This is a genomic window from Paraherbaspirillum soli (assembly GCF_042654985.1).
GTDB lineage: Bacteria > Pseudomonadota > Gammaproteobacteria > Burkholderiales > Burkholderiaceae_D > Paraherbaspirillum > Paraherbaspirillum soli.
The window spans coordinates 71,817-96,299 of the sequence record NZ_JBHSMT010000009.1 but is presented as its reverse complement, the minus strand read 5'-3'; the positions used below and the strand labels follow the sequence as shown (position 1 = coordinate 96,299).

At 57.3% G+C, this 24,483-nt stretch carries 14 protein-coding genes; 1 reads left to right on the top strand and 13 read right to left on the bottom strand.

All coding sequences use genetic code 11. The annotated features are described in order from the left end of the window. Window positions 1-25 precede the first annotated feature (25 nt). Together ACFPM8_RS05775 and pabB are read right to left on the bottom strand one after the other, a co-directional pair. Window positions 26-3,163, bottom strand: a complete 3,138-nt coding sequence (locus ACFPM8_RS05775; RefSeq protein ID WP_378995921.1) for an inverse autotransporter beta domain-containing protein — start codon at window positions 3,161-3,163, stop codon at window positions 26-28. Window positions 3,164-3,698: 535 nt separating this feature from the next. Then, window positions 3,699-5,612 carry an aminodeoxychorismate synthase component I gene (pabB, locus tag ACFPM8_RS05770; protein WP_378995919.1) on the bottom strand — a complete coding sequence of 638 codons (1,914 nt, stop codon included), beginning with the start codon at window positions 5,610-5,612 and terminating at the stop codon, window positions 3,699-3,701. A gap of 140 nt (window positions 5,613-5,752) precedes the next feature. Here pabB and ACFPM8_RS05765 point away from each other — a divergent pair, with 140 nt between their 5' ends. Further along, complete coding sequence (locus tag ACFPM8_RS05765) at window positions 5,753-7,144, top strand: MFS transporter (RefSeq protein WP_378996027.1); 1,392 nt, start codon at window positions 5,753-5,755, stop codon at window positions 7,142-7,144. A gap of 48 nt (window positions 7,145-7,192) precedes the next feature. On the opposite strand, the gene ACFPM8_RS05760 is transcribed toward ACFPM8_RS05765, so the two are convergent. From ACFPM8_RS05760 to ACFPM8_RS05710, 11 genes are all read right to left on the bottom strand, one after another. Beyond that, window positions 7,193-7,954, bottom strand: a complete 762-nt coding sequence (locus tag ACFPM8_RS05760) for an AAA family ATPase (protein ID WP_378995917.1) — start codon at window positions 7,952-7,954, stop codon at window positions 7,193-7,195. A gap of 42 nt (window positions 7,955-7,996) precedes the next feature. Further along, window positions 7,997-8,449: a tetratricopeptide repeat protein gene (locus ACFPM8_RS05755; RefSeq protein WP_378995915.1), complete on the bottom strand. Its 453-nt coding sequence runs from the start codon at window positions 8,447-8,449 to the stop codon at window positions 7,997-7,999. A gap of 1,378 nt (window positions 8,450-9,827) precedes the next feature. Further along, window positions 9,828-10,190, bottom strand: coding sequence for a hypothetical protein (locus ACFPM8_RS05750; protein WP_378995913.1), 363 nt, complete (start codon window positions 10,188-10,190; stop codon window positions 9,828-9,830). 353 nt (window positions 10,191-10,543) lie between these two features. Continuing rightward, on the bottom strand, window positions 10,544-11,173 hold the full coding sequence (locus ACFPM8_RS05745) for a YdcF family protein (protein WP_378995911.1): 630 nt from the start codon (window positions 11,171-11,173) through the stop codon (window positions 10,544-10,546). A gap of 50 nt (window positions 11,174-11,223) precedes the next feature. Next, window positions 11,224-11,850, bottom strand: coding sequence for a DUF938 domain-containing protein (locus tag ACFPM8_RS05740; RefSeq protein WP_378995909.1), 627 nt, complete (start codon window positions 11,848-11,850; stop codon window positions 11,224-11,226). 234 nt (window positions 11,851-12,084) lie between these two features. After that, window positions 12,085-16,071 (bottom strand): translocation/assembly module TamB domain-containing protein, encoded by a 3,987-nt coding sequence (locus ACFPM8_RS05735; protein WP_378995907.1) that lies wholly within the window; start codon window positions 16,069-16,071, stop codon window positions 12,085-12,087. 31 nt (window positions 16,072-16,102) lie between these two features. After that, the gene (locus ACFPM8_RS05730) at window positions 16,103-17,890 is read right to left on the bottom strand and encodes an autotransporter assembly complex protein TamA (protein WP_378996025.1); all 1,788 of its coding nucleotides are present in this window, start codon (window positions 17,888-17,890) and stop codon (window positions 16,103-16,105) included. A 245-nt stretch (window positions 17,891-18,135) separates the two neighbouring features. Further along, window positions 18,136-19,527, bottom strand: a complete 1,392-nt coding sequence (gene fumC / locus ACFPM8_RS05725) for a class II fumarate hydratase (RefSeq protein ID WP_378995905.1) — start codon at window positions 19,525-19,527, stop codon at window positions 18,136-18,138. A 177-nt stretch (window positions 19,528-19,704) separates the two neighbouring features. Beyond that, window positions 19,705-22,548 carry a bifunctional diguanylate cyclase/phosphodiesterase gene (locus tag ACFPM8_RS05720; protein WP_378995903.1) on the bottom strand — a complete coding sequence of 948 codons (2,844 nt, stop codon included), beginning with the start codon at window positions 22,546-22,548 and terminating at the stop codon, window positions 19,705-19,707. 301 nt (window positions 22,549-22,849) lie between these two features. After that, window positions 22,850-23,197 (bottom strand): DUF3579 domain-containing protein, encoded by a 348-nt coding sequence (locus ACFPM8_RS05715; RefSeq protein ID WP_378995900.1) that lies wholly within the window; start codon window positions 23,195-23,197, stop codon window positions 22,850-22,852. Between the two features lie 208 nt (window positions 23,198-23,405). Next, window positions 23,406-24,362 (bottom strand): CobD/CbiB family protein, encoded by a 957-nt coding sequence (locus ACFPM8_RS05710; protein ID WP_378995898.1) that lies wholly within the window; start codon window positions 24,360-24,362, stop codon window positions 23,406-23,408. Window positions 24,363-24,483 lie beyond the last annotated feature (121 nt).

The window sequence follows — 24,483 nt, the reverse complement described above, 5'->3', positions numbered from 1 at the left end:
TTTATTTTAAGGAACAACCCCGGCATCAGAAAGTGATGCTCCAGCTATTGAGAGTGCCGATGTCTTGACCAACCACGTCTGACGCCCGCAATATCCACGTTCCATTGAGATCCTCTGCGGACAAATCCACATTAAAGGTTGTGTCGATATCGCCAGTTCTTGTTTGCAGGTTGTACTTTGTGCCGCTCGGAGCAATCAAGTCCAGTATCACTTCTTTTGGTCTGCCGTGCGTAATGGCGACAGTAACGGGTGTTTTACTAGGCGCCTTCCCAGAACGTCCAGAGACAGTAATCTTGCTGTCGACCCCATTCGCATCATTATCAGGAATGGTGACGCTATTCGCATTCGAATAAGTCTGAACAGGTTCGACCAGCTTGACCGCTGGTGCTGCCACTGCGGCCCCCGAACCAGCCTGCGCGGTGACATTTGCTGTGCTAACGACTGTACTACTCAGCTGAATCGTAGCAATGCCTTTCTCATTGGTCGTGCTGCTGGCCCCGCTCAAGCTACCGGCGTCGGTGTTCCAGTTGACCGTCGCGTCGGCAATCAAGTTGCCATAGGCATCTTTGACAGTGGCGCTGAAAGTCGCTTTGTCGCTGCCGTCGGCGAGAATCGTGGTCTTATCGACGTTGACGCCGCCAGCCGGGATCTTGGCCGAGCCGGAATCGACAACGAAGTTCACCACAGGCGCATTCACCGCAGCCTGGTTACCGAGCTGCGCCGTTGTCTGAGCAGATCCCAATACCGTCGAACCCAATTGCGTCGTCGCCTGTCCATTGCCATCGGTGGTGCTGCTTGCGCTGCTGAGCGTGCCCAGATTGGTCGCCCAAGTCACTTGCTGACCGGGAACCGGGTTGCCATGCGCATCCCGCACTGTCGCGGTAAAGCTTGCCTTGTCAGGCGAACCGGCAAACACCGAATCCTTATCCACGACCAAACCGCCATTCGCGGTATCCAGCGCGGCAGTGCTGCTGTCCGCGGTCAGGGTCACCAACGGCGCCTGCACAGCCGCGCCGCCAGCCACTTGCGCCGTCACTTGCGCCGGACCGGCACGGGTACCCTGCAAGCCGACAGTCACTATGCCCTGCTCGTCGCTGACGCCGCTGGCCGCATCCAGATTGCCATGGTTGCTGGCCCAATTGACGGTCGTGCCCGGCACCGGATTGCCATGCGCATCCTTGACGATGGCTTTATAGATGGCTTTATCCTGACCGTTAGCCGTCAAAGTCGTTTTATCGACGCTCAGATCACCGCTCTGGATAGCCGCCGTGCTTGTGTCCGCGACAAAATGGGTATCGACACTGGCATTCGATCCGGTGGCCGTTACCGTTGCCGTCACCGTCGTCACTTGCGCCGCCACATTGGTCAGCGCCACAGTCGCCACGCCCTGCGCATCGGTTTTCGCGCTGAGCGAAGAATCCGGCGCAACCTGCGCGGATCCGCTCAAGGCAAATGTCAGGTCGAGATTCGGCACGCGATTGCCGGATGGATCGGTGACGATCGCCGTCACCTGGTTCGCCGCTGTGCCGTTCGCGAGGCTGTTATCGACTGCAGCGCGCACCGACTCCACTTTTGCATTCGATGCATCCGCTTCTTGCCGCATCGTCAAAGGGGTCAATTCGGTGCCCAGATATTTTGGCGTGATCGTCAATGTTCCCGAGCGATTGCCCGACGTAATCAACGCTTCATACACACCCGCTTCCACTTCGCTGACGGCGCCTATCTTGGCCAGCTGTGCCGGCACCAGCGCGGCTTTAGGCATATTGCTGACATCGGGAACTTCCACCAGTTTGTCGAGATTGATTTCCGCCGCCATGCCGGCAACCGGCTGCCCCTGGTCATCCAGCAAGCCGATACGCAAAGTCGACACGCTGCGGCCATCAGCCACGATCGTTGCCGGCGTTGCCGCTACGGTGCTGGCCCCGGCGTTGACTGCTGCCGGCTGCACGGTGACCAGGGTTGATGCGCGATCGAGTTCCTTACCCTGCAGGTCATACGCAACCATGGTCACCCCATATTGGTTGTTACCGGCAGACGCATAGAGCGGCAGCTGCATCTGGTAACGATTGCCGCCCAGATGCTGGACCGTACCGCCCGCCGCATTCATTTCCTTGGCTTCGACATCAATCCGTCCCAACCGGTCTTGTTTACCCTTGGTCGTGATATCCAATGCGAGCTGCTTGCCGCTGATGCCGTTCAATGCCTTGGGCAGCACCAACCTGAATCTTTGCTCGCGATATTCCAGAACAATATCGTTATTCCGTTCGATCAGGTCATAACGGCTTCCGGCCAGGCTGCGCCGTTGGGCAACCCGCGCCGGATCGGTCTGGCTGGCCCAGGATTGTCCGATCTGGTAATTGAGCTGAACATTGACGCCGGTACTGCTTTCGCCATTGCCGCGCTTGTGATCCACACCCAGCTGCAGCATAGGAATCGGGGTATAGCTCAAGCCCATCGTCAACGCTTGCGGATTGCGCTTGCGATTTTGGTCGCCCCATAACGCGACTTCCTCGCCAAAATATTTTTCATACGCGAGCTTCGCTCCCAACGCCGGATAGGCAGGCAAATAGCCTTCGGCGCGCAAATCGAAGCCATTGGCTGGGCGTGCTTCGTAATCTTGCACATCCAGGCTGTCTTTCCAGTCCGACAAACGCAAGTAGGCATTGGCCGACAGTTTCAAATAATCGCGCCAGATTTCTCCGCCCAAGCCTAGCCGTTGATGCCCGCGGCTGATGTTCTGGTCGTAAAAAGCGTTATAGCCCAGCATCCAGTCATCAATAAAGTGACGTTGCCCAAAACCCAGGTTGACGGTGTATTGGCCATCTTTCTTGCGTCCGCCGAACTGTGTGAAAGTCAGCAGCTCGGGACGGTCCGCCAATGGGATCAACAGGTCCAGCGAACCGCTTTCAAAATTGAACTTGTCGTCGGTATTGATCTGCACCCGGCTGGTGCCATAGTTTTTCAAATAGTCTTCAATCAACTTGGCTCCGGCGCCCGTGGCCTGCTGATTCACGAAGTCTTTGCCGGCGCCCGTTGTGGCGTCGGCGGCATCATCTTTGTGATCGCGTAGGATTTCGTCCGGCTTGGCTTGCGCACGCACCGGCGCCGAATAGAGCGGCGTGATCGCCAAACCTATTTGCGCAATAATTTGCAGCACTGCCATAGGCGTCCTGATTTTGTAAATGAATGGCGTCTCTACCTTCTCATCGTCTCGCCGCATAGCGTGAATTCGCTTTGTATGAACCTGTTTCACCATTGACTCTCATGAAAAATGCGTCCGCCGGCAGATCAATTTATCTGCCAGTGGACACGTAAAATTTATTGAAGTGGTTACCGAATGGTTCGTCGAACCAAGTGACCGTTGTGTGAGTTGCTAATTGAAATTGCAATGCGATTATCCCGAGGCAGGAACAATTGTCATATTGGACACACGGACTTTTTCAGATCAGAAAAGGCTCATTTTTTGGATAAGACAAGACCTATCCTGGGCACCTCGCCTGGAGCGGCGAGATGCTGGGTGAAACGCGGATGGAGGGATGAGAGAAGTAGGGCGGATGAGCGCAGCGTTATCCGCCGTTTTTTTGGATGCGTCAACCGCATGCAGCGTATCCATCGGCGGATAACGCTGCGCTCATCCGCCCTACTTGCTGCAACCGTCGGTGTGGCGCCTCAGCGGCTATCGGCGATCTGAAAATTCTTTACAGCGTCGCCGGCATGGTTCCGCGCAAGGCATTGCACACCATGATTTGCTCGGCGGCCAGCAAATCCTGACGGCTCAGCCTGCGCTCCCGAGCATCCCATGCAGGATCGCTCAACACCACGCTGCGCATCACGCCCGGCAACAAGCCCGATGCCAGCGGCGGCGTGTACCAGCGGCCGTCCAGTTTGACGAACACGCTGCTGCGCGCGCCTTCGGTCAGCTCACCATCGCGATTGAAGAACAGCATGTCGAAAGCGCCCTGCTGTTCCGCCAGTTGCCAGGCTTGATCGTAGCGTTGGCGCAGCGTGGATTTATGCCTTAAAAACACGTCGTCAGCCTCGGTCTGAGTGCTTGCAAGCAGCACCTTGACCGGCGTATCGAGCACGGTCAGCGGCGCGGTCCGCACGCTGCATTGACCGCTGGCAGACAAAGCCAGCCGCATGCGATGAGCGCCGTCCTGCGGCAGCGCTGCGCAGTGCTGTTGCAGGGTGACGCGCAAGCCGGGCTCATCGTAAGCAAAGCCGAAGTAAGCGGCCGATGCGCGCAGGCGCTGCAGGTGCAAATCCAGGTGACGGCAACCGTCGGAGCGTGTCGCGTACATGGTTTCAAACAGCTCGAAATCAGCGCGCAAGCCAGTCAGGAATTCTGCCTTCAATGCGCACTCGGCATATTCCTCCGCTGCCACGCTATCGTGCACGATGCCGGCGCCGACGCCCATTTCGCCTCGGCGTATCGCGCCCTGCGCGCCGTGTTCTAGCGCTTCCAGCAACAACGTGCGGATCGGCACCGACAAACAGAAATCGCCGATCTTGCGGCCGCTCTCGGGCGCATCGAACCAGCCGATCGCACCGGTATACAGCCGCCGCGGATCGGGTTCCAACTCGTCGATGATCTGCATCGTGCGATGCTTAGGCGCACCGGTAATCGAACCGCATGGATACAAGGCCTGGATCACATCGTTGAGACACAGGTCGTCACGCACCTGCGCCTGCACGGTGGAAGTCATTTGCAATACGGTATTGAAACGGCTGACCTCAAACAGCTTCGGCACCTGCACCGAACCCGGCACCGCAACCCGTCCCAGATCGTTGCGCAACAAATCGACGATCATCAGGTTTTCGGCAAGATTTTTAGGGTCGCTTGCCAATGCCTGTGCCGCCTGGCGATCCTGTTCCGCATCGCCGCTGGCGGCGGCGGTGCCCTTCATCGGACGCGCGGTCAGCAGCCCCTGAACATGGCGCACGAACAGCTCCGGCGACAGCGACAAGACAATGCGGCCATCCGCCAAGCCGATCAATGCGCCATACGGCACAGGTTGCCGCACCCGCAGCTGACGATAGAGCGCAATCGGGCTGCCGTAAACGTCGAACCGCAAACGATAGGTGTAATTGACCTGATAGGTATCGCCGGCTTCGATGTAGGCGTGGATCCTGGCAATCGCGGCATCGAATTGTTCGGCGCCGACGCTGGCCCGCAGATTGGCAATGCCGGCGGCGTTGGACTCGGCGGCATCGCTGTCCTCGCGTTGCTGCAGCCAGAGATCCACCTCGGCGTCGGCCAGCCGCCGGCAGTCGGCGAACAGCAAAATTTCAGCCAATGGCGCGGCCGCCGTTGTCGGCGCCGGCTGACGCGGCGCAATGCCTTGCAACGCAACACCCAGCTCGTAGCTGAACAAGCTCACCGCGTGCAAGCCATCCTGCAAAGCCTGCTGCATCTGTTCCAGCAGCACCGGCAATTGCGCCGCTTCAAAACACTGCAAAGTACGCACATGGCCGGTGTACAGACGCGACGATGCAGCGCCGGCGCTGCTGCTGCGGTCATCCAGCAGGGCAAAACATTCCGCCAGCGGCTGACTATGATAGTGACCTGATTGGGACGGCAACGGGGACGATGGTTGAAACGTGTTGATCATGACTTTGCAAAAACGACAAGCAGGAAAACTGGTAGCGCCGGCGACGCCAGCACGCATGCTACCTGAACGGTAAACAAATGGTCAAAACGCTATAATCATGCTCTTTGTCGGCACACTTCGCCGCAATCCATTTCCTGCCGATGGCCATCTCCCGCGTCTTCCTCACCCCGCTGATTGTCGCCTGCGCCCTGTTCATGGAAAACATGGACTCAACCGTGATCGCCACCTCGCTGCCGGCGATGGCGCTGGAATTGGGCGAAAGCCCGATTGCGTTGAAATTGGCCATGACTTCCTACCTGGTCAGTCTGGCGGTGTTTATCCCGATCAGCGGCTGGATGGCCGATCGTTTCGGCGCCCGCACCGTGTTCCGCAGCGCCATCGCGGTGTTCATGCTCGGCTCGATTCTGTGCGGCGTCTCGCACACGCTGGCGGAACTGGTGGCGGCCCGCTTCTTCCAGGGGATAGGCGGCGCCATGATGGTGCCGGTCGGACGGCTGGTGATCCTGCGTACCACCTCCAAGGCCGAACTGGTGCTGGCCCTCAGCTACCTGACCATCCCGGCGCTGCTGGGGCCGGTCATCGGACCGCCGCTGGGCGGCTTTATCACCACCTACTTCCACTGGCGCTGGATATTTTTCATCAATATCCCGATCAGCATTCTCGGCATTTACCTGGCCAGCCGTTTTATTGAAAACCTGCGCAGTGACGACGTCGTGCCGCTCGACCTGATCGGCTTTGTGCTGTCGGCAACCGGCTGCTCGGCGCTGATGTTCGGCCTCGCCAGCGCTGGCCGCCACCTGGTCGCCGGCCCCATCTCGCTGATCTGCATCGTCACCGGCGCGCTGGCATTGCTGGCTTACGTCTGGCATGCCTACCGCTGCCCGCAGCCGCTGATCGACTTGCGCTTGCTGCGGATTCCGACCTTGCGCATGAATGTATTCGGCGGCTCGCTGTTCCGCATCGGCGTCGGCGCCCTGCCGTTCCTGCTGCCGCTGCTGTTTCAGCTGGGCTTCGGCTTGACGCCGTTCCAGTCGGGGCTGCTGACCTGCGCCTCGGCCGCCGGCGCCATGTTCGTCAAAACCATCACCACGGTGGTATTGAAACGCTACGGCTTCAGGAACGTCCTGGTCTACAACACCATGCTGGGCGCGATGTCGATCGCGGCATACGGCGCGCTCAACGCCGACACCCCGCATATGCTGACGCTGTGCTTGCTGCTGTTGGGCGGCTGCATCCGGTCGATGCAATTCACGAGCCTGAACGCGATTGCCTATGCCGAAATCGACCAGCAACAGATGAGCCAGGTCACCAGCCTCACCAGCGTGGCGCAGCAACTGTCGATCGGTTTGGGCGTGACGGTCGGCGGTTTGGCGCTACAGGGATCGAATCTGCTGCAAGGTCATGCAGCGATCGTCAGCACGGATTTCTGGCCGGCGTTTTTGTTGATTGGGTTGATTGTGCTGAGTTCGTTGCCGTTTGCGTTGAAACTGGCGCCGGATGCCGGGGCGGAATTGGCGGGGCGGCGAGGTTGAGCGGGTGGTTGCCGGGCTTTTTAGGCCGGACTACTGCGCTGAACATTTTCAGTTTTCATCATGTGAATTGCCGAGGAGGATATCAAGCATCCGCTTCGGGTTCATCAGGAAGTCGTGCATGACTTGGTAATGCTCGGTCTCTTCATATTTAATTCGCCTAATTCCCGCCTCTGAACATCCGTAGATGTATGCGTTTGGATACGCCATCAGAATCGGCGAATGCGTGGCGATGACAAACTGCGATTCTTCATTTACCAGATCGTGAATTCGGGATAGTACGGCGAGTTGTCGTTGCGGAGACAAGGCCGCTTCAGGTTCATCAAGCACATAAAAACCTTGCCCGCCGAATCGGTTCATCATCAGCGCCCAAAAAGATTCGCCGTGAGATTGTTCATGCAACGACTTGCCGCCGTATGAATCAATGATCGGCGGCCCTCCAGGTTCGGAATCCAGTCTTTCAATTTCCGTCGCAAGATTAAAGAAACTCTCCGCCCGGAGGAAGAAACCAGTCCGAGGAAATTTGATGCCTTTTGCCAAGCGAATGAATTTATGTAATTCCGAATGCGAGGAGCGGGTATCAAATCCGAAGTTTTTCGTGCCGCCTTCCGGGTTAAAGCCGAACGAAACCGCGATTGCCTCCAACAGCGTCGACTTCCCGGACCCGTTTTCTCCCACAAGAAAAGTGACATTGGGATGCAACTTAAGGACGTCCAAATTACGCACTGCCGCGAGCGAAAAGGGATACCGATCGAAAGACGGGACGTCATCGATTCTCAAACGAACTTGAGATACGTATTGTGTGGAAATCATTCTAGAAAAATGCGTGGAGAATCGTGTTGAGCATCTATCGGTTTACAAACTGGATAATTCTCTTGCCTCTTCAAGAGATGCTTCGGACAAACTATTACTAGAGATTGCAATGTTTAGATAGCGCTTTACAGTGTCAATTTCTTTATCACTAACGCTGTAAAGCCTTGCCAATTCCAAAGCGGCTTCACCATCACCAGTTTCAAGCGACTTCTCAAACCAATATTTTGCTTTTCTTATATTTCCAAGGCGACGATATGTTATGCCGAGATTTAGCAACGAAGTAGTACTACCTGCGTCTATTGCTTTCAAGTCCCAATAAATGGACTTGTCTATGTCGCACGCAATACCTTCGCCGCTTTCATACATTAGTGCTATCCGGCACATGGCATCGCAATTACCTTTCTCTGCTGCTTGCAGAAACAGGTTGAAGGCACTAGCAAGATCACCTGTGTCATATGCTGCATCTGCTTGCAAAAAAATATCTACTTCGTCCATAACTCAACCTCAAAGTTTTTGTAATCCACACGTCGTTGAATATGACAAACGGGTGTGAATCCTGACAGCGGCAACAGCTCTACAGTCTTCAGTGCGCTATTTGTTTCGTTTATTCATCCATTCAAACAGCGCAGTTCCAAAACCGAGAAGAATGACGCAAATATCTATCCAAAAAGGTGTCCATGGGCGTGCAATCAGATAACCAACTGTAAGAACGGCGATGACTATCAGGAGGATAGTGCGAAAAGTTTTCATGATTCCTTTTTGGCATTTACAGCGCTCAAAGAGAACCTTGATTGCAGATGAAGCAAAAGCTGCAGTCAAAATAAGACTTTTAAGCAGCTAAAAAGAAAGCGCTTTCCTTCGAGGATATTGAAGGGAGTGGTTTCATTCATGACTAAAGTGATCGTCCGATCCCATCCGACTCTCTTCCGAATCCAAGCTATCTGACTCGTCAATAGTTCGCCGTTTGCGTAAGAACAATCCAAACAACAACAGCAATATGCCGCAAAATATACAAAACAACCGCACTATAGATTTTAGCGATGAAGCGGATGGGGTCATGTACAACAAAAGTGTGCCGGCAATTAGTCCACCCGCCGACGCTCGCACGAGCACATTCAAAAGACGTTCCACTATTTATCCCTAAAAACAAAAATCACCCAATCAGGAAATATTAGAGAGGGTGACTTCTTTATCAAAATAAGAGAATGCTGTTAATTCATGTTGGGCTTCGCAAGCTCAGCACCAACCTACAAAACCAACCGCGTGAACCGGGGAGGAATCAGATCGACGGCCCGATGCCCCAAGCGCTCACGACCGACCATATTTGCCATTCCAAAACCAGCCATCAACATTTCCCTTTTTGAGTGATGCTGCACATCAAGCTGTGCGTAGGCTCGTGAATGTATGGCAAACAAGGGAAATTTACAATAAGCAACACACCTATATTGTGTCGTTGGCCGGCGCCGGAGCTTTTGGCATCGGCGTCGGTTCTCCGAAGTGATTGGCGCTCGAAGCGCCAATCACGGCCTTCACGACAACAATCCGCTGTGATTTCAGCAGTTAACGGTGTTGGTTCAGGCGGGTGATGACTTCCGGGCTTTGATGTACCGTTCGTTGCGGCGCTCGATATCCGCGGCGGCCGTTTCCAAATCGCTGGAGCCAGCCCGAGATGCGTAGGTCGGAAAAGCGCAGCCCTTGCAGGGCGCGTATCCGCTTGCAAGCGGATACCGTTACGCAGGCGGATGGCATGCCATCCGAAACCCCTGCTACACCCTTCCGACGTTCTGTGCGAATCGCCGAAAAGAGCCAAGGGCTTGACCGGGTGACGTGATTCACGCCGTCGGAAGGCGCTGCGCTTTTCCGACCTACTGACTTATCGACGTTCTTTTAAGTGCTTGGCATTACGACGCTCGATATCCGCAGCGGCCGTTTCCGCCAGATCGCTGCAAGCCTCGATCGCAAACAGCATTAACCGCTCGCGGGCGGTGATGCTCAGCAGCGGCGGGTGTGCCGGGTCGGCATAAATGCCGCTGGCCAAATCGGTGGCGTGGATCAGTTCCAGACAGGTTTGGATGCCAAGGCAGTAGTTCTTGGTTTTGGATGAGCGTAGCGCGTCCGCATCGTGCCGTAGCGCTTCGACCAGCCATGAGAACGGCTTGTGCAATGCTTCAGGTTCAGGTGTGTCGCGTACAGGTGGGAAGATGAAAGTTTGATCCGGCTTTTTGGCATAGGTCATACGGGCTCCTCTTATGGTAATTTTTTCCGCCCTTCGTCGGCTGGCGAAGGAGGCGGGCCCGGATTGCTATTACTGGCTCTTAAACCAGATCGCTCTTTTTCGCGACTCGAAGAAGATAGCGCAGATTTTCTTGAAATTCAAACACTATTTTCGGGGTTGATGCGTTTACTTTCGGTCAGTCGTTAGGTGGTTAAAACGGTCGCTACTCCGTGGTAGCTGTCCGACGACCGCATGCACTCCGTAGCCCGCTCAGCGGGGGCAGAGTAATTTACGCGATACCCCCGCGTAAAAAAACTCTGACCCCGGTGAGCTACTTTTTGCCGTCACTATCGGGGCGAAACCTACCCCATGTTTTAAAGCGATTGCTGGCCAAGTACCGGAGAGGCACAGTCGCCGGGCCGTAAAAAATAGTCATAAAACCCAACAACTTCCCGTGCCAGTGAATACATATCCCGCCACTCAAAGAAATCGGGGTGGGCATTGTAGACGGACGATATTCCGCACCGTTTCAACGCCAGGCGCGAGCGTGAAATATGAAAATACTGCGATACCAGCAATGCGCTCTTGAATCCATGCGCGCGCATGATGGCGGCACTGTTTATTGCTGTATGCATTGTGGTGTCGCCATGGCTGTCCACCAAAATTGATGGGGCCGGGATTTGTCGCGCAAGGAGATATTTTTTCATTGCGACGGCTTCATCCACGCCTTCCTTGCCGGTCCCGCCGCTGACGATCACGTTTGAAAAAATTCCGTGACGGTAAAGTTCGACAGTTTTATCCAAGCGCGCCGCCAAGCGGGGAGAAACGCTGCCGTCCGGATTGACTTTGGAACCGAGAACAATCGCCACATCGCTGGCGCTTATGCGATCAAAAAAACCGTCGACAGCGATGGCTCCGGCGGAGAGAAAAAATGCCGCGACGATGGCGGCAAGTGCAACTTTGCGAAGTAATTTGCGTGGATTTTTATTTTCAATATTTTGCATATGGCGTTTTTGATGTCCTGTGTCTGTTGGGCATCTGTTGTCACCCTCGCTCAAATCCGCCGCCACTCCAGCAGCCGATTATTCGCCGGCATCGGATGATCCTCGCGCAGTTCCAATTGCTGTGCAGCCGCCAGCGCGGCAAGCGCGGAAAAATCGCGGATGCCCATGTGTCCGGCCTGCTGGCGCAAGCTGGCATCGAAGGCGGCATTGCTGGCGCTGGTGAACAGGCCGTTGTAATTGAACGGTCCGTAGATGCAGAACGTCCCGCCCGGCGCCAGCAAGCGGCCTACGCCGGCGAACAAGTTTTGCACTTCGGGCCAGGCCATGATGTGACAGGTATTGGCGGTGAACACTGCGTCGTATTGCGCCGGCAACGTCTGCCACCAGTCCGGCTCCGACATATCCAGCGTCAATGGCGGCAGCACATTCGGCAATTGCTCTTGCTGCTGCCAGGCCAGGATGCTGGGGTGGTTGTGCACCAGATCGCTGGTTTGCCAGATCACATGCGGGAATCGTGCAGCGAAAAATACCGCGTGCTGGCCGGTGCCGCTGCCGATTTCCAGCACGCGTAGCGGGCTTGACGTTTCATCGCTGGCGGCCGGTTTGAATATGTCGTGCAGCACCGCGGCGATCGGTTCGCGGTTGCGCTCGCAGGCGGCGGAAAATTGTTTGTTCATGGAGATTCCTTTATTCAGTCAGACGTGCGTGATGGTGTTTGGCAAAATGCCTGCTCGGCGCTCCGTGGCACGTCAAGCGGCGGATAACGCTTCGCTCATCCGCCCTACTCTTTGCATGATTCAAACGTAGGGCGGAAAAGCGCAGTGCCTTCCGCCGTTGGATGCACCACCTACGTTCGATGCATGCAAAACGGCGGATAACGCTACGCTCGTCCGCCCTTCTGTGGCCGCGGCTCAATCGAAGCGGATGTTATACAAGACATCCAGCCCGCTAATCGTGCCGCCGCGCACCACCATCGACCAGCGGCGCGAGAATTGCCAGGTCACTTTCAGGATGCTGGCGGCGCTGGTCAGACTTTGTTCATAGCCGAGATTGATCTTTTCGGTGATAGCCTTGCCGAGGTTGACCACTTGTTCATCGACCAGCCCGGATTCGCTGGAGCCGATATTGAACTCGTCAAAACCGATCCCTTTCGCGATTTTCTTGCCGCCGAAATTGCCGATCAAGGCCAGCGCCTGACTCGCCGCCTGCCGCTGGCCAAGTGCGGCGCTGTCGCTGCCGTGGCCGAACATCAGCCAGGAAAGCTTTTCTTCGTCCGAGACATTCGGTTCGGACACCAGTTTGACTCTCAGCGACGATGGGGTGCCGGTGATCTCGGCGCCCGCTTCCACGTCCTGGTTGCGTTTCATCGCGAGGATATAGATGTTCGGATTGTCGATCGGTCCCAGGAAGTTGATCAGGCCGCGCTCGATGGCCAGTTTACGGCCGAATACTTCGTAGGTGCCGTCAGCCACGCGTATGGTGCCGGTGGCGGACAAGGGCTGGAACGGTTCGCTGCGGACGTCCATCGTGCCATGCAGCAGGAGGTCGGCGCCGCTGCCGCGGAAGCGGAAATTATTGCCGAAATCGACCGCTATATGCATGATAGGCGCGGCGCTTCCGGCTGGCTTCTCAGCGGCTTTCGCCAGCTGCTCCTGCTCGGTCGGCGGCTTGGCGCGAATCTTGGCGTCCTTGCGCACGATGACCACATCATCGCCCAACTTCGGCGCGCTGCTCTTCGGCAAATCGAATAGCGCCTTGTCGATCGTGAATTTGCCGTCCACATGCAGTTGTTCGTTGAGGTTGGCAATTTTGGCTTGGCCGGACAGCATCAATTGACGATCCGGGCTGGCAAACAGTTGCAGCCGGTCAGCCACCACGTTGGCACTCAGGTCAGGGTTGTCATGTCCCAGCTGCAGCCGCCCGGTGGCGCGCAAGCTGCCGTCGCCGCCATGGAATTCGAGCTGTTGCAGATCAATGATGTTTTCGGTCAGGTTGATGCGTGCGGTGCCATCCCGCAGTTGAATACCCTGATCGAACAAGGTCAAGGCCAGCTTGTCGCCGGTGACGACGCCGGACAGTTTCGGCTTGCCTAGCGTGCCGTCCAGGTGCAGGTCCATCGCGGCGCTGCCGCCTAGTGCGTACTGCGGTCCAAGCAACCCGGCAATCGGTTTCAGTTGCGGCATGTTCAATTTGAGCTGACCGGACAGGGGTGCGCTGTCGCCTGCGTCCCAGATGCCGCCGGTGTGCTGCAGGCCGAGTTGCACTTGTGCCGCCAGGGTGCCGATGCGGCTTGCGGCGATCTGGCTGTTGAGCTTGATCTGGTTCGCTTGCAAATCCGCGCGCAGGCTTAAGTCGGACAAGCCGAGGCTGACATCTCCGCGTCCCGGATTAACCCGCAAGTCGCCGCTGCGGCGGGCAATCTGTATGAATCCGGCAGCGTTGTCGGCCAATGCAAAATCCCAGCTGCCGTCGAGCACGAGGTCGGTCTTCAACGGTAATTCCTTGGCGCTGAATTGACGCACCAGATCGAATACGGTTGCCACATTGAGCGCATTGATGGCTCCCGCCGAGCGGATTTTTCCATGCTCGAAGCTGAAATTTTTCAAGTCGATCAGCGCATCCGCGATGCGCACCCGGCTAGCGCCCAGCAGCACGTGGTCGGCGCCGGCGTTGATCGTCAAAGGTGCTTCCAGCGCCAGCCGCGGCACGCCCTGATTTTGCAGCTCGCTGAGCGTGCCTTGCCAGCCATAGCCACCCTGTCCTTCCGTTAGCTGCCCTTGGGCCGCCATGGTCAGGTGCAATGGTTTGCCATGCAGGGTGCCGCTGCTGTCCAGCTTCAGCGCGTGCTTGCCGTAGGTGCCGGACAAATCCAGGTTCAACTTGTCCAGCGCCATGTCGGCGCCGCGATAGCCGCGCGCGGCTATGCTAAGCGCCAATCGATTGCTGGCGGCATTGAGCTTGGCGCCAAGGTTGGCCTGGAGGTCGGCCTGACCGGACAGGCTGTCGACCTGGTGCGCGCCGAAGATCAGTTTCTCGGCGCGATAAGAGGCATGCACATCCGGCCGCTGCATGGTGCCGGTCAGTTGTCCGTCAACATGCAAGGCACCGGACAAACCGAAACCGAGACGTTGCAACTGCGGCGCATCCAGTTTCAGATTGAGGCGATCGCCAGCGGCGCCAAAACTGCCCTTAAGTTGGGCGTCGTTGCCGGCCACCGACAGCGTGAGGTCGCTGGCCAGCAAGCGCTTGCCGGCCAGGTTGAGCGTGCCGCCGCCGGCCATCGGCAGTCGGTCGTAAATGCTGTCGTGGATGCCGAATTTAAGTTTCAGCTTGAGGTCCGGCGTCAAGCTGCCGCTGGCATCGAAATCCATATTGATGCGCGCCGCGATCGGCTGCTTGGATGCCTGGGCGCTGCCTTTGGCGGTTTTCTGGCCGCCGGTGTCGATCCACAGGGACGGATCGAAATCTCGCAAATTGCCCTTCAGCGCATAAGTCATTTGCGCATCGCGCGCCAAGCTGCCGCTGGCGTCGAGGCGTGCCGGTCCGGCGCGCAATTGTGCGGTTTTCAAAGCAATCTGCTTGGCGTCGATCACGGCCTCCAGCTGCGCCTGGTAATTTGCATCGGCCAGGTTCAATGCGATTTGCTGCGTCTGCGGCGTCAGTTTGATGCCGACCGGGCCGCGCAATTGGGTTGCTTTCAACTGCCCTTGCAACGCATGTAAATCGAGACCGGCCACATCGAAGTTAAACGAGCCGCTGCCTTTGTCTTTGCCGTCGCTGTGATATTCGCCGCGACCATTGACGCTGGCGTCTTTCAGCAATTTGAGCTGCAGCTGCGACAACTGCTGGGTCTGGGCGTCGAGCCGCAATTGCGCGCTGGCGGAGACCAATGGCAAACGATCCTGATCCAATGTGCCCGCTGCCGCATTGCTGATCCGGATCGGGCCGCTAACGGCCAGGGTCGCCAGATCGGCATGCGCCGCGTTGGCGCTGTCGACGACCGGTTTCAGCTCGGCTTGCAGGCTCAGGTCGGCTTGCGGCGCGGCGGCGTTAAACAGTTTTGGATTGATGTGCCTGGCGTCCAGCTGGACGCTCTGGAACGGAATGGCGGCGAACGGCGTCGCGGCAATCATGGCGCTGCCGTTGAGTTTGTCGCCGCGCGCATTGAGGACGATTCCCAAGGCTGCCAGCGAACCCGACAAGCGGGCATCCACCTGATACTTTTCTTGCTGGTATTCGCCGCTCAGTTCCGCGCCGCCGCTGAGCGCGAACGGCGACGCGCCATTCAGCTGCAGCCTGGCGCTGGCCCTGCCGTACGGCGTGTCGAGTCGTTCCAGCACCAATGTGTGCTGCACCCGGTCCGACTCGCCGTGCAATTGCAGCTTGCTCAATTCGGTCGTGCTCAAGCCTTCATGCACAGTGAGCTTGGCCAAGGAAATATCGTCGAGCGTCAATTGCAGCGGCAAGCTCAAATTGGCCGGCATGACGAGCGGCTCCGACGGCGTCGGCTGCAAGCGTGCTTCGACATTGCCAACGTGGAGATAGGCGACGCGCAGTTTGAGCGGCGACCCGCTCAGATGCCAGCTGGCGTCGATCCGGTCTATCGAAAACTGTTGGCTGGCATCGCGATACAGCACGTTACGCAAGCGCGGGCCGTCTGCCAAGGTGCCGCCGGCGAATTCGCCCGACAGCTTGCCATGCATGATCCAGGTGCTGAATTGCCACAAGGTCCGGCTGCCGGCTTCGGTATGCGCAACTATCAGCAGCGCGCCGAGTGCCAGAACCAAAACCAGCAGCGGCGACAAAAGCGCGCCGGATATCCAGCGCAGCAGCGAACGCCGCGGCGGCGGCAGCGGTGCTGGCTCGGGAGATGTAGTTGGTGATGTGCCTTGGCTCATGGGCTCTAAGTCTTGGAAATTGGTTCAAACATCAGAAGGCGATGCCTAGCGAAATATGCGGCCGGATATGCTTGGCTTGCACTCCATAGGCCAGATCGACATTGACGGTGCCGACCGGGCTGCGGTAACGCACCCCGGCGCCGATGCCGGTCTTGACGCTTTTATTGACCCAGTTATTGGTGGCGGTACCGGCATCGTAAAACACTGCGCCGCCCCATTGCTGGCTCAGCCAATGCTGATATTCGGCGCTGGCGGTCAGCAGGTATTTGGTCGGATAGATGGTGCCGTTTTGGGTATTGCCTATACTTTGATAACTGTAGCCGCGCACCGATTCGTTGCCGCCGGCGCGGAACAGCAGCGAGGCCGGGACCGACGCGCTGGAGCCCTTGGTAAACACCCCGCCCAGTTCGGTGCGCAAAATCACTACATCCCGTTTTGCCAGCGGGAAGAAATGTTTGTAGCGCGCATTGGCCCGGAAAAAAGTTTGATCGGTCAGCAAGCCTTGCAGCGCAAAACCGGTTTGCACCGAAAACAGGTGGCCGCTGCGAGGAAAAATAGAATCGTCGACAGCGCGTCGGGTCCAGGAGAATCCGGGCACCAGGGCACGATGCTCGCCGGGCCGAATCACCGTGTTGGGCGGCAAGGTTGCGCCATTTTCCTGCCGCAACTGGTCGCGGTAGTAATCGAGGGTCAAGGCGGTATCGTAATTTTCCAGCGAGCGGGCACGCTTCAAACCGGTCCGGGAACTGCGCAGATCGACGCCCTGCAAGGTGGTTCGATCGTAGGAAGTATTGATGCTGTTGACAAAACTGCGCTGGTCCGGCGGCATCGCCAGATCGAAAGCGCCGTACTGCCGCCTTTGCTCGATCTTGGTCTGGCTATCGAACACCCAGGCTTTGCCGAACACATTGTAATGAGAGTAGCGGCCTTGCAGCTGGGCTCCGGTATCGGTCGCATAGCCGCCGCCGGCACGCAGCCGTTGCGTCGGGAATTCGGTCACGCGCACATTGACCGGCGCCTGTTCAGCGTGCGCCGGATCGTCGTCGATGCTGACGACCACATTGCCGAAATAAGGCGTGTTCTGGATCTGGCGTTGCAGCAGCAACAGCCGCTCGACGCTGTATTCTTCGCCGAGCATCAACGGATTGACGTTCTCGATGATGCTTTGCGGATAGCGTTTGGTGCCGGTGATGTGCAACGCTCCCAAGGTGAATCCGGGACCGCTATCGTATTGCACGGACAATTCGGCGTCGTTGTCCTCGGGGTCGATGCGGGCTTCCGAACGAGCCAGCCTGGCGGCCGGATAGCGCTTCTTTTGCAGGGTCTGCAAACCTTCGTCCTTGGCTGCGGCCCAGGTCGCCTGGCGAAATGGCTGGTCCACCGGCAGGCCCCAGTCGCGCTTGATCTGGTTCACGGTTTGCGGCGCATCGGTCGCGGCGCTGCCGATGACGTCGATAGCGACCGCGGAGACCATGCTGCGTTGGTGCGGCTCAACCTTCAGGCGGACGGTCTTGACCTCGCCCGGTTCGAGATTGACGCTGGTGACCGGCGAGAAATAGCCTTCGGTCGACAGCAGTTGCGTGACTTGTTCGTCCACCGTATCGAGCAGGAATTTCAGCTGGTCTTCGCTCAGGTCGTCGCGGTCCTTATAACGCGCCAGATCCAGGTGTTCGCTCAACAAGGCGCGCAGCTCTTTCGGCGCCTCGATCTCGACCCGGTATGCGGCCGACGCCGTGGCCGAGCCCAATGCGAGCAGAGCGGCGAATATGCGGTGGATGACGGGCATCAAGCGGCTGGCTGGCGCGCGACGGCATTGCATCATGCGCTGCCGCCTGTTGTGCCGCACGTAAAAGGCGAGTCGGCGACAGGCTGGCGAAAGTGGGATAAGGAACTCAGTAACAGCATAAGCCCCCAAAGCCGCGCGATTGTAGTCTTACGAAGATCGTATTCATTTTAGGAAAATAGCGTTATTAAATTTTCACCATTATATTGAAGAAAGCGTGGAAGACAACGCCGGCGCGTTGCAATTAATGCTGACTAGCGATCGGTCGTCGTCAACAGTCGCTATTCAGGATGCGTCATTTGCGCTGGTTGTACCCAGTCGGTAAATTCCTGTTCGGTCACATAGCCGAGCGCCAACGCAGCCTGTTTCAAGGTGCTGCCGTCGTGGTGCGCACGCTTGGCGATTTGTGCGGCGCGGTCGTAGCCGATATGCGGCGCCAGCGCAGTCACCAGCATCAGCGAGCGCTCCATCAGCTCGGCAATCCTGTCCTGGTTGGCGACGATCCCATGCGCGCAATGTTGTTCGAAGCTGGCTATGCCATCGGCCAGCAACCGCACGCTTTGCAGGAAATTGTGGGCAATCAGCGGCTTGAAAACATTCAATTCGAAATTGCCCGAAGCGCCGCCGAAATTGATCGCGACGTCATTGCCGAATACCTGGCAACACAGCATGGTCAGCGCCTCGCACTGGGTCGGATTGACCTTGCCGGGCATGATCGAGCTGCCGGGTTCGTTTTCCGGGATCGTGATTTCACCGAATCCCGAGCGCGGCCCGGACGCCATCCAGCGCACGTCGTTGGCAATTTTCATCAGCGCCGCCGCCAGCGTCTTCAACGCGCCGTGTGCCGCCACCAGCGCGTCATGCGCTGCCAGCGCGGCGAATTTGTTGTCGGCGGTGCGGAATGGCAGCATGTGGGATTGCACCAGTTGGGCAGCGACCCGGGCGCCGAATTCGCGCGGCGCGTTCAAGCCGGTCCCGACCGCGGTGCCGCCGGCCGCCAGTTCATACAGCGGCCCCAGTGCCGCCTCGATGATGACCTCGGCATGCTCCAGTTGCGCCACATAGCCGGAGAATTCCTGGCCCAGCGTCAGCGGCGTCGCGTCCTGCAAATGGGTGCGTCCGATCTTGACGATGTCGCTGAAGGCGACCGATTTTTGGTGCAAGGTGGCGCGCAATCCGCGCAGCGCCGGCAACAGCGCCTGGGTCAGAGCGACCGCCGCCGCGACATGCATCGCAGTCGGGAAAATATCGTTCGATGATTGGCTCAGGTTGACCGCATCGTTGGGATGCACCAGACGCCCTTCGCCGCGCTTGCCGCCCAGCAGTTCGGAGGCGCGGTTGGCCAGCACTTCGTTCATATTCATATTGCTCTGCGTGCCGGAGCCGGTCTGCCAGACCGCTAGCGGAAATTCGTCCGGATGCTGTCCCGCAATCACTTCTTGTGCCGCTTGCATGATGGCAGCGGCCTGGCGTTGTTCCAGCTTGCCCAGATCCAGGTTGACTTGTGCGCACGCGTGTTTGACTGTCGCCAGCGCGGTGATCAATTCGGTCGGCATACGCTCGCTGGAAATGTGGAAGTGCTGCAATGAGCGCTGGGTTTGCGCGCCCCACAGCCGCTCTTGCGGGACTTCGATGGCGCCAAAAGTATCGTGCTCGGTTCTGGTGGTGGTCATGTTCTGCTCCATGAAAAGCGGGCACCTCGAAAAACCTACTGCGCGGCCCAATCTCGGGCCTGTGATGCTCACCGTACGTCCGTACGGCTCCGCTTCTCGACCCGACCTTGAGTCGCTCGCTACGGTTTTTCGAGGTGCCCTGCGGATGATGTAAGCGAGGGGTGCGGCAAAGACGTTCTATGGTAATGCTTTTCCTTCTCGCAAGAGCGTTTCGATGACGTCGGCGGGCACCGGCGCACTGAAATAGAAGCCCTGCATTTCATCGCAGCGATGCCGCTGCAGGTAAGACAGTTGCTCCTGCGTTTCGACGCCCTCGGCGATCACTTGCAAGCGCAGGTTATGTGCCAGGGAAATAATCGATGTGACGATCGCGGCATCGTCCGGATCGACCGTAATGTCGCGCACAAATGACTGGTCGATCTTCAGCGCGTTAATCGGGAAGCTCTTCAGGTAGGCCAGGCTGGAGTAACCAGTGCCGAAATCGTCGATCGACAATTGCACGCCCAAGGTTTTCAGGTCATTCAGAATGCCGACTGCCAGTTCGACGTCGGTCATCACCAGGCTTTCAGTCAGTTCGATCTCCAGATAGTGCGGCGCCATCGCAACGTCTTCCAGCACCTGGGCCACCGATTGCACCAGGTTGTGCTGGTAAAACTGGCGGGTCGAGAGATTGACCGACATCCGCAGATAGCCCAAGCCCATCTTTTGCCATGCTTTGTTTTGCTCGCACGCGGTGCGGATCACCCAGGCGCCGATTTGAACGATCAAGCCGGTTTCTTCGGCCAGATTGATGAAACGGGTCGGCGAGATCATGCCGAGTTGCGGATGCATCCAGCGAATCAGCGCCTCCATCCCGACCATTTTCCCGTTCCGCAAATCCACCTGCGGTTGATAGTGCAATACCAGTTCATTGCGTTCCAACGCGTTGCGCAGGTCGCCTTCGATGCGCAGGCGCTCCAGCGCGCGTTCGTTCATTGCCGCGGTATAGAACTGGTAGTTGTTGTTGCCCATTTCCTTGGCGCGGTACATGGCGATGTCTGCATGCTTGAGCAGGCTTTCCGGATCTTCGCCATCGCTCGGATAAACCGCAACGCCGATGCTGCAGCTCAAGAAGAAGTCATGCGTTTCAATTTGAAGCGGCCGCGCTATCGAATCCAATATGCTTTGAATCAAGCCGACGCTCAATTCTTCGTCGACCCGCTCCGGCAGGATCAGCAAGAATTCATCGCTGCCCAGGCGCGCGATCGTATCGCCTTCGCGGGTGAAGGATTTGAGACGCGACGCCACTTCTTTCAGCAGCAAGTCTCCGGCATTGTGGCCGAGCGTATCGTTGACGAATTTAAAGCGGTCCAGATCGACGAACACGACCCACACCCGGTGGCCGTATAGCTCACCGTACACGATGGCCTGGCTTAAACGGTCGTTCAGCACATTGCGGTTGGCGAGTCCGGTCAGGGTGTCGTGCCGGGCCTGGTGCTCCAGCTCGGCTTCGTAGCTTTTCATTTCGGTGATGTCGTACAAGGCCGTCACAAAATGGCTGACGCGGCCGGAGCTATCCTTGACCGGCGCCACATACAGTTCGTTCCAGAACAGCGTACCATCCTTGCGATAGCTGCGGAATACCGCATTGGCGTTACGTTTTTCGCGCAGTGCGGTACGAATCTCTTCCAAGCCGATCTGCTCGTGATCGTCGCCGTGCAGCATCTCGAGATTGCGTCCGATCATCTCGTCGGCGGTATAACCGGTGATCCGTTCAAACGCCGGATTGACGTATTCGACCAGGTAGTCCGGCGGCACCGCGCTGCTGATGATAATTGCGTGCGCACTCGATTCGATGGCGCGCTCGCGCAATTGCAGCGCATCCTCGGCACGCTTGCGAGCGACGATATCCTCTTTCATCATTTGGGTCGCCAGGCGTACCTGCTGCGTGCGGGCATCGACCAGTTGCTCGATCCGCTTGGACCGGGTCGCCAAAAAATACAAATAGGTGGCGCCACCTAAGCTAAGTAAGGTCCCCAGAATCAATACCAGGAGCGATCCCATATTCTTTTTGGTAAACGCCTGGGCCGGCGCCGACGCCTCGATGTACCAAGATTTTCCGGCCAGCGCAAACGTTTGCGACATGCTTCGCGGCGCGTCCTGGAACAGCCATGCCGGCAGCCAATAGTTGACCTGCGAGCTTGGTGCCGGATCGCTGCCATGGCTATAGACCAGGTAGCGCTGATCCGGGGCCGCACTGGCATACACCCTGAAAGACACATCGTCGCGCGGCCGCACGCCGTCATTGGCAAGGGTGTTGCTGACGAAATCATTGGCCCGCAATATTGCGCTGGTATAACCGATCAATGCCCGCCGGCGGTCTTCAACGCTCGCCAGCGCCGCACCATGCTGATACACCGGCATCAGGATCAGCAGGCCCAGTCTGGAATTACTCTTGTCTTGCGGCAGGATGAACAAATCGGTAGCCGCCGGCAAACCGCTATCGCGGGCGCGCTGCATCGCTTCTTCCTGGATTTTGCTGTTGGCGACATTGACGCCGAAAGTCGCTTCGTTGCCGGTCATCGGCTCCAGATAATCGACGACGCGATAATGTTCGTTGCCGAAACCGGGTTCGGCCTCGTCGCCGCTCAATTTTCGAATCGAAAAATCCGGATAGTGTTTGCGCATTTCGGCTTCAAATGCCGGCCGCTGGGCTGGTGAAACCAGGCGCTGAAAACCTAATGACTGTATGTATGGGGAATGCCGCAGCATCGGCTCGGCAAAGGTATGAAATTGCTCGCGGGTTACCGCATCGACGGTGACGAACAAGCGATTGATGGTTTGCAGTTCGCGCACCAGGGCATCCAGTCCATCGACCACGGCCTTGAGATGAATGCTGGCCAATCGTCCAAAATCGGCTTCCATTTTTTCATGCTCAAGATGGCGTACCGAGACAAACAGCCCGAGCGTAATGGCCAGTCCCAATATCAGACTGGATAAGGCGGCAATGGGTATAAAAACTGACGAGCCACGACGAAACATCTCTACTCCATTGCGAACAATAGGCGAAATATTACACGGACTTTTTACTCGGCAATGCCTCGAATTGATTTCTTTTTGAGGTCATTGGCGAGGGGAATAATGCCAGGCACCAATTAGGTGCAGCATTACAATTTGCTAGCTGCCTGAGATCTTTCTGTGCGCCCTTGATCGAGTTCATGCGCTGCAAAATAGGATAGTTGCGATGTTCGGATACGCAAGTATGTTCCGTTTGCTGCGTCACGCAAAAATCAATCTCGTTGATGCCCATGGCAAACCTGGGGCGCGACGGCCTCCGACAGGATCACACAGGTTTTGCGGGTTCCGGCTCAGGCAGCAAGCAGGCTTGCAGGATTTGCAGATCGTTGTCCTTGGCAAAGTTGACCACGAAATGGTAAGCCAGCGGTTCGATCTGGCGCAGATCTTCGTTGACGACCACCGAGCGCACGCCGTTCAGCAGTACCGGCCTGACATAGGGGGAATATTGGAGATGAGCATTTCGCCCGCCCGTTCCCTCGGGACGGAAACAGGACATCGCGCCGCATAAGCGTTCCGCCCAATCGCTGGGACGAAATTGCCTGCCATCGCTGGTTATTCCTTGGATAAAGAATTCGCGGGCGGGAGCGTTAGTGGATTCAGTAGTATCAGCCATGCGTACAGCTCGTTTCTTCTATACCGCTTGCTACAGACATTTGCACGGCCCTGTTTGAGAGCAAGCCACAATTTTTGCGTAATTGATTTTACGCAAGTAATTCTTACGTATTATATCTTATATAAGACCAGAGAAAATAGAATTTCCCGGAGGGAGCCGAACATACTTGCGTTGCACGGCGTGCGCTTGGAAATGGCGCCCCTCAAATTCAACCCAGCCAGACCGCAACCGACAACAGCAACAACAAAAACATCCACAACAACAATGCACGCCAAACCAGCCCGACCGTGCTTTGCAGCGCCCGCGGAGTCGGCGCATCGCCGGGCGGACTGTCGCCTTCCATCGCGGTCGAATCTACTGTTGCGGCATCGACCGGCAGGATGGCAATCGCATTTTCATCCGGCGTGCCGAGCAGGATACCCATAGCACCGCCGCCGGTCGACAGGATGATGCCATCCGTCTCGCTTTCCCAGCGATCGGCAAAATTGCGCCAGGCGTAGATCGCGTCTTCGAAATTCCCGACTACGGCAAATGCCGCCGCTGTCAGCCGCGCCGGAATCCAGTCGATCCAATAAAAGGCCTGATTCGCAAAGCGCCCAAAAGCTTCATTCTTCATATGGTCCGGCTCATTCCATCCTCGCGCCAGGTATTCCGCCACGCGATACATCACCGCGCCGGCCGGACCGATTGGCATCAAGAACCAGAAAAACACGCCAAACACGTGACGATGGGTGGTGATCAATGCCTTCTCCACCGCAATCCGGGAGATTTCGCCGACTTCCATGTCGGCGGTATCGAGCTTGGTCCATTCGGCTAGCAGCTTTCTTGCCGTTACTTCGTCTCCGGTATTGAGCGCCAATTGAATCGAAGTGAAGTAATGACTGTAGTGCCGGAAACCAAGCGTCAGATAAACAATCAGCACATTCCAGGCCAGTGCTGCCAGCGGACCAAGGTACACACAGAGCCAGTACACCAGCGTGGTCGGCACCATCAGCACCAGCATCACGCAGATCCAGCCCAGCCGCCCCTGACGAGGCTGGCCCGCATTGAACGAGTTCTCTATCTTGGTCGCGAAATATTTAACCCATGCATACACCGGGTTATCCGCACGGAGCGGCCGCAGTTGTTCGATCAGTAACGCAAACAGAATAGAGAGAAATGTCATCAACCGGCCTTATAAGTCAGCAAACCTCGGTTCGAAGATCGTGGCGCGCTGACATGGCAGCGGCCGGATTTGTGCCGAAACGGAATATCCCATACGATAACGCAGCCCACCCGCAGAATCA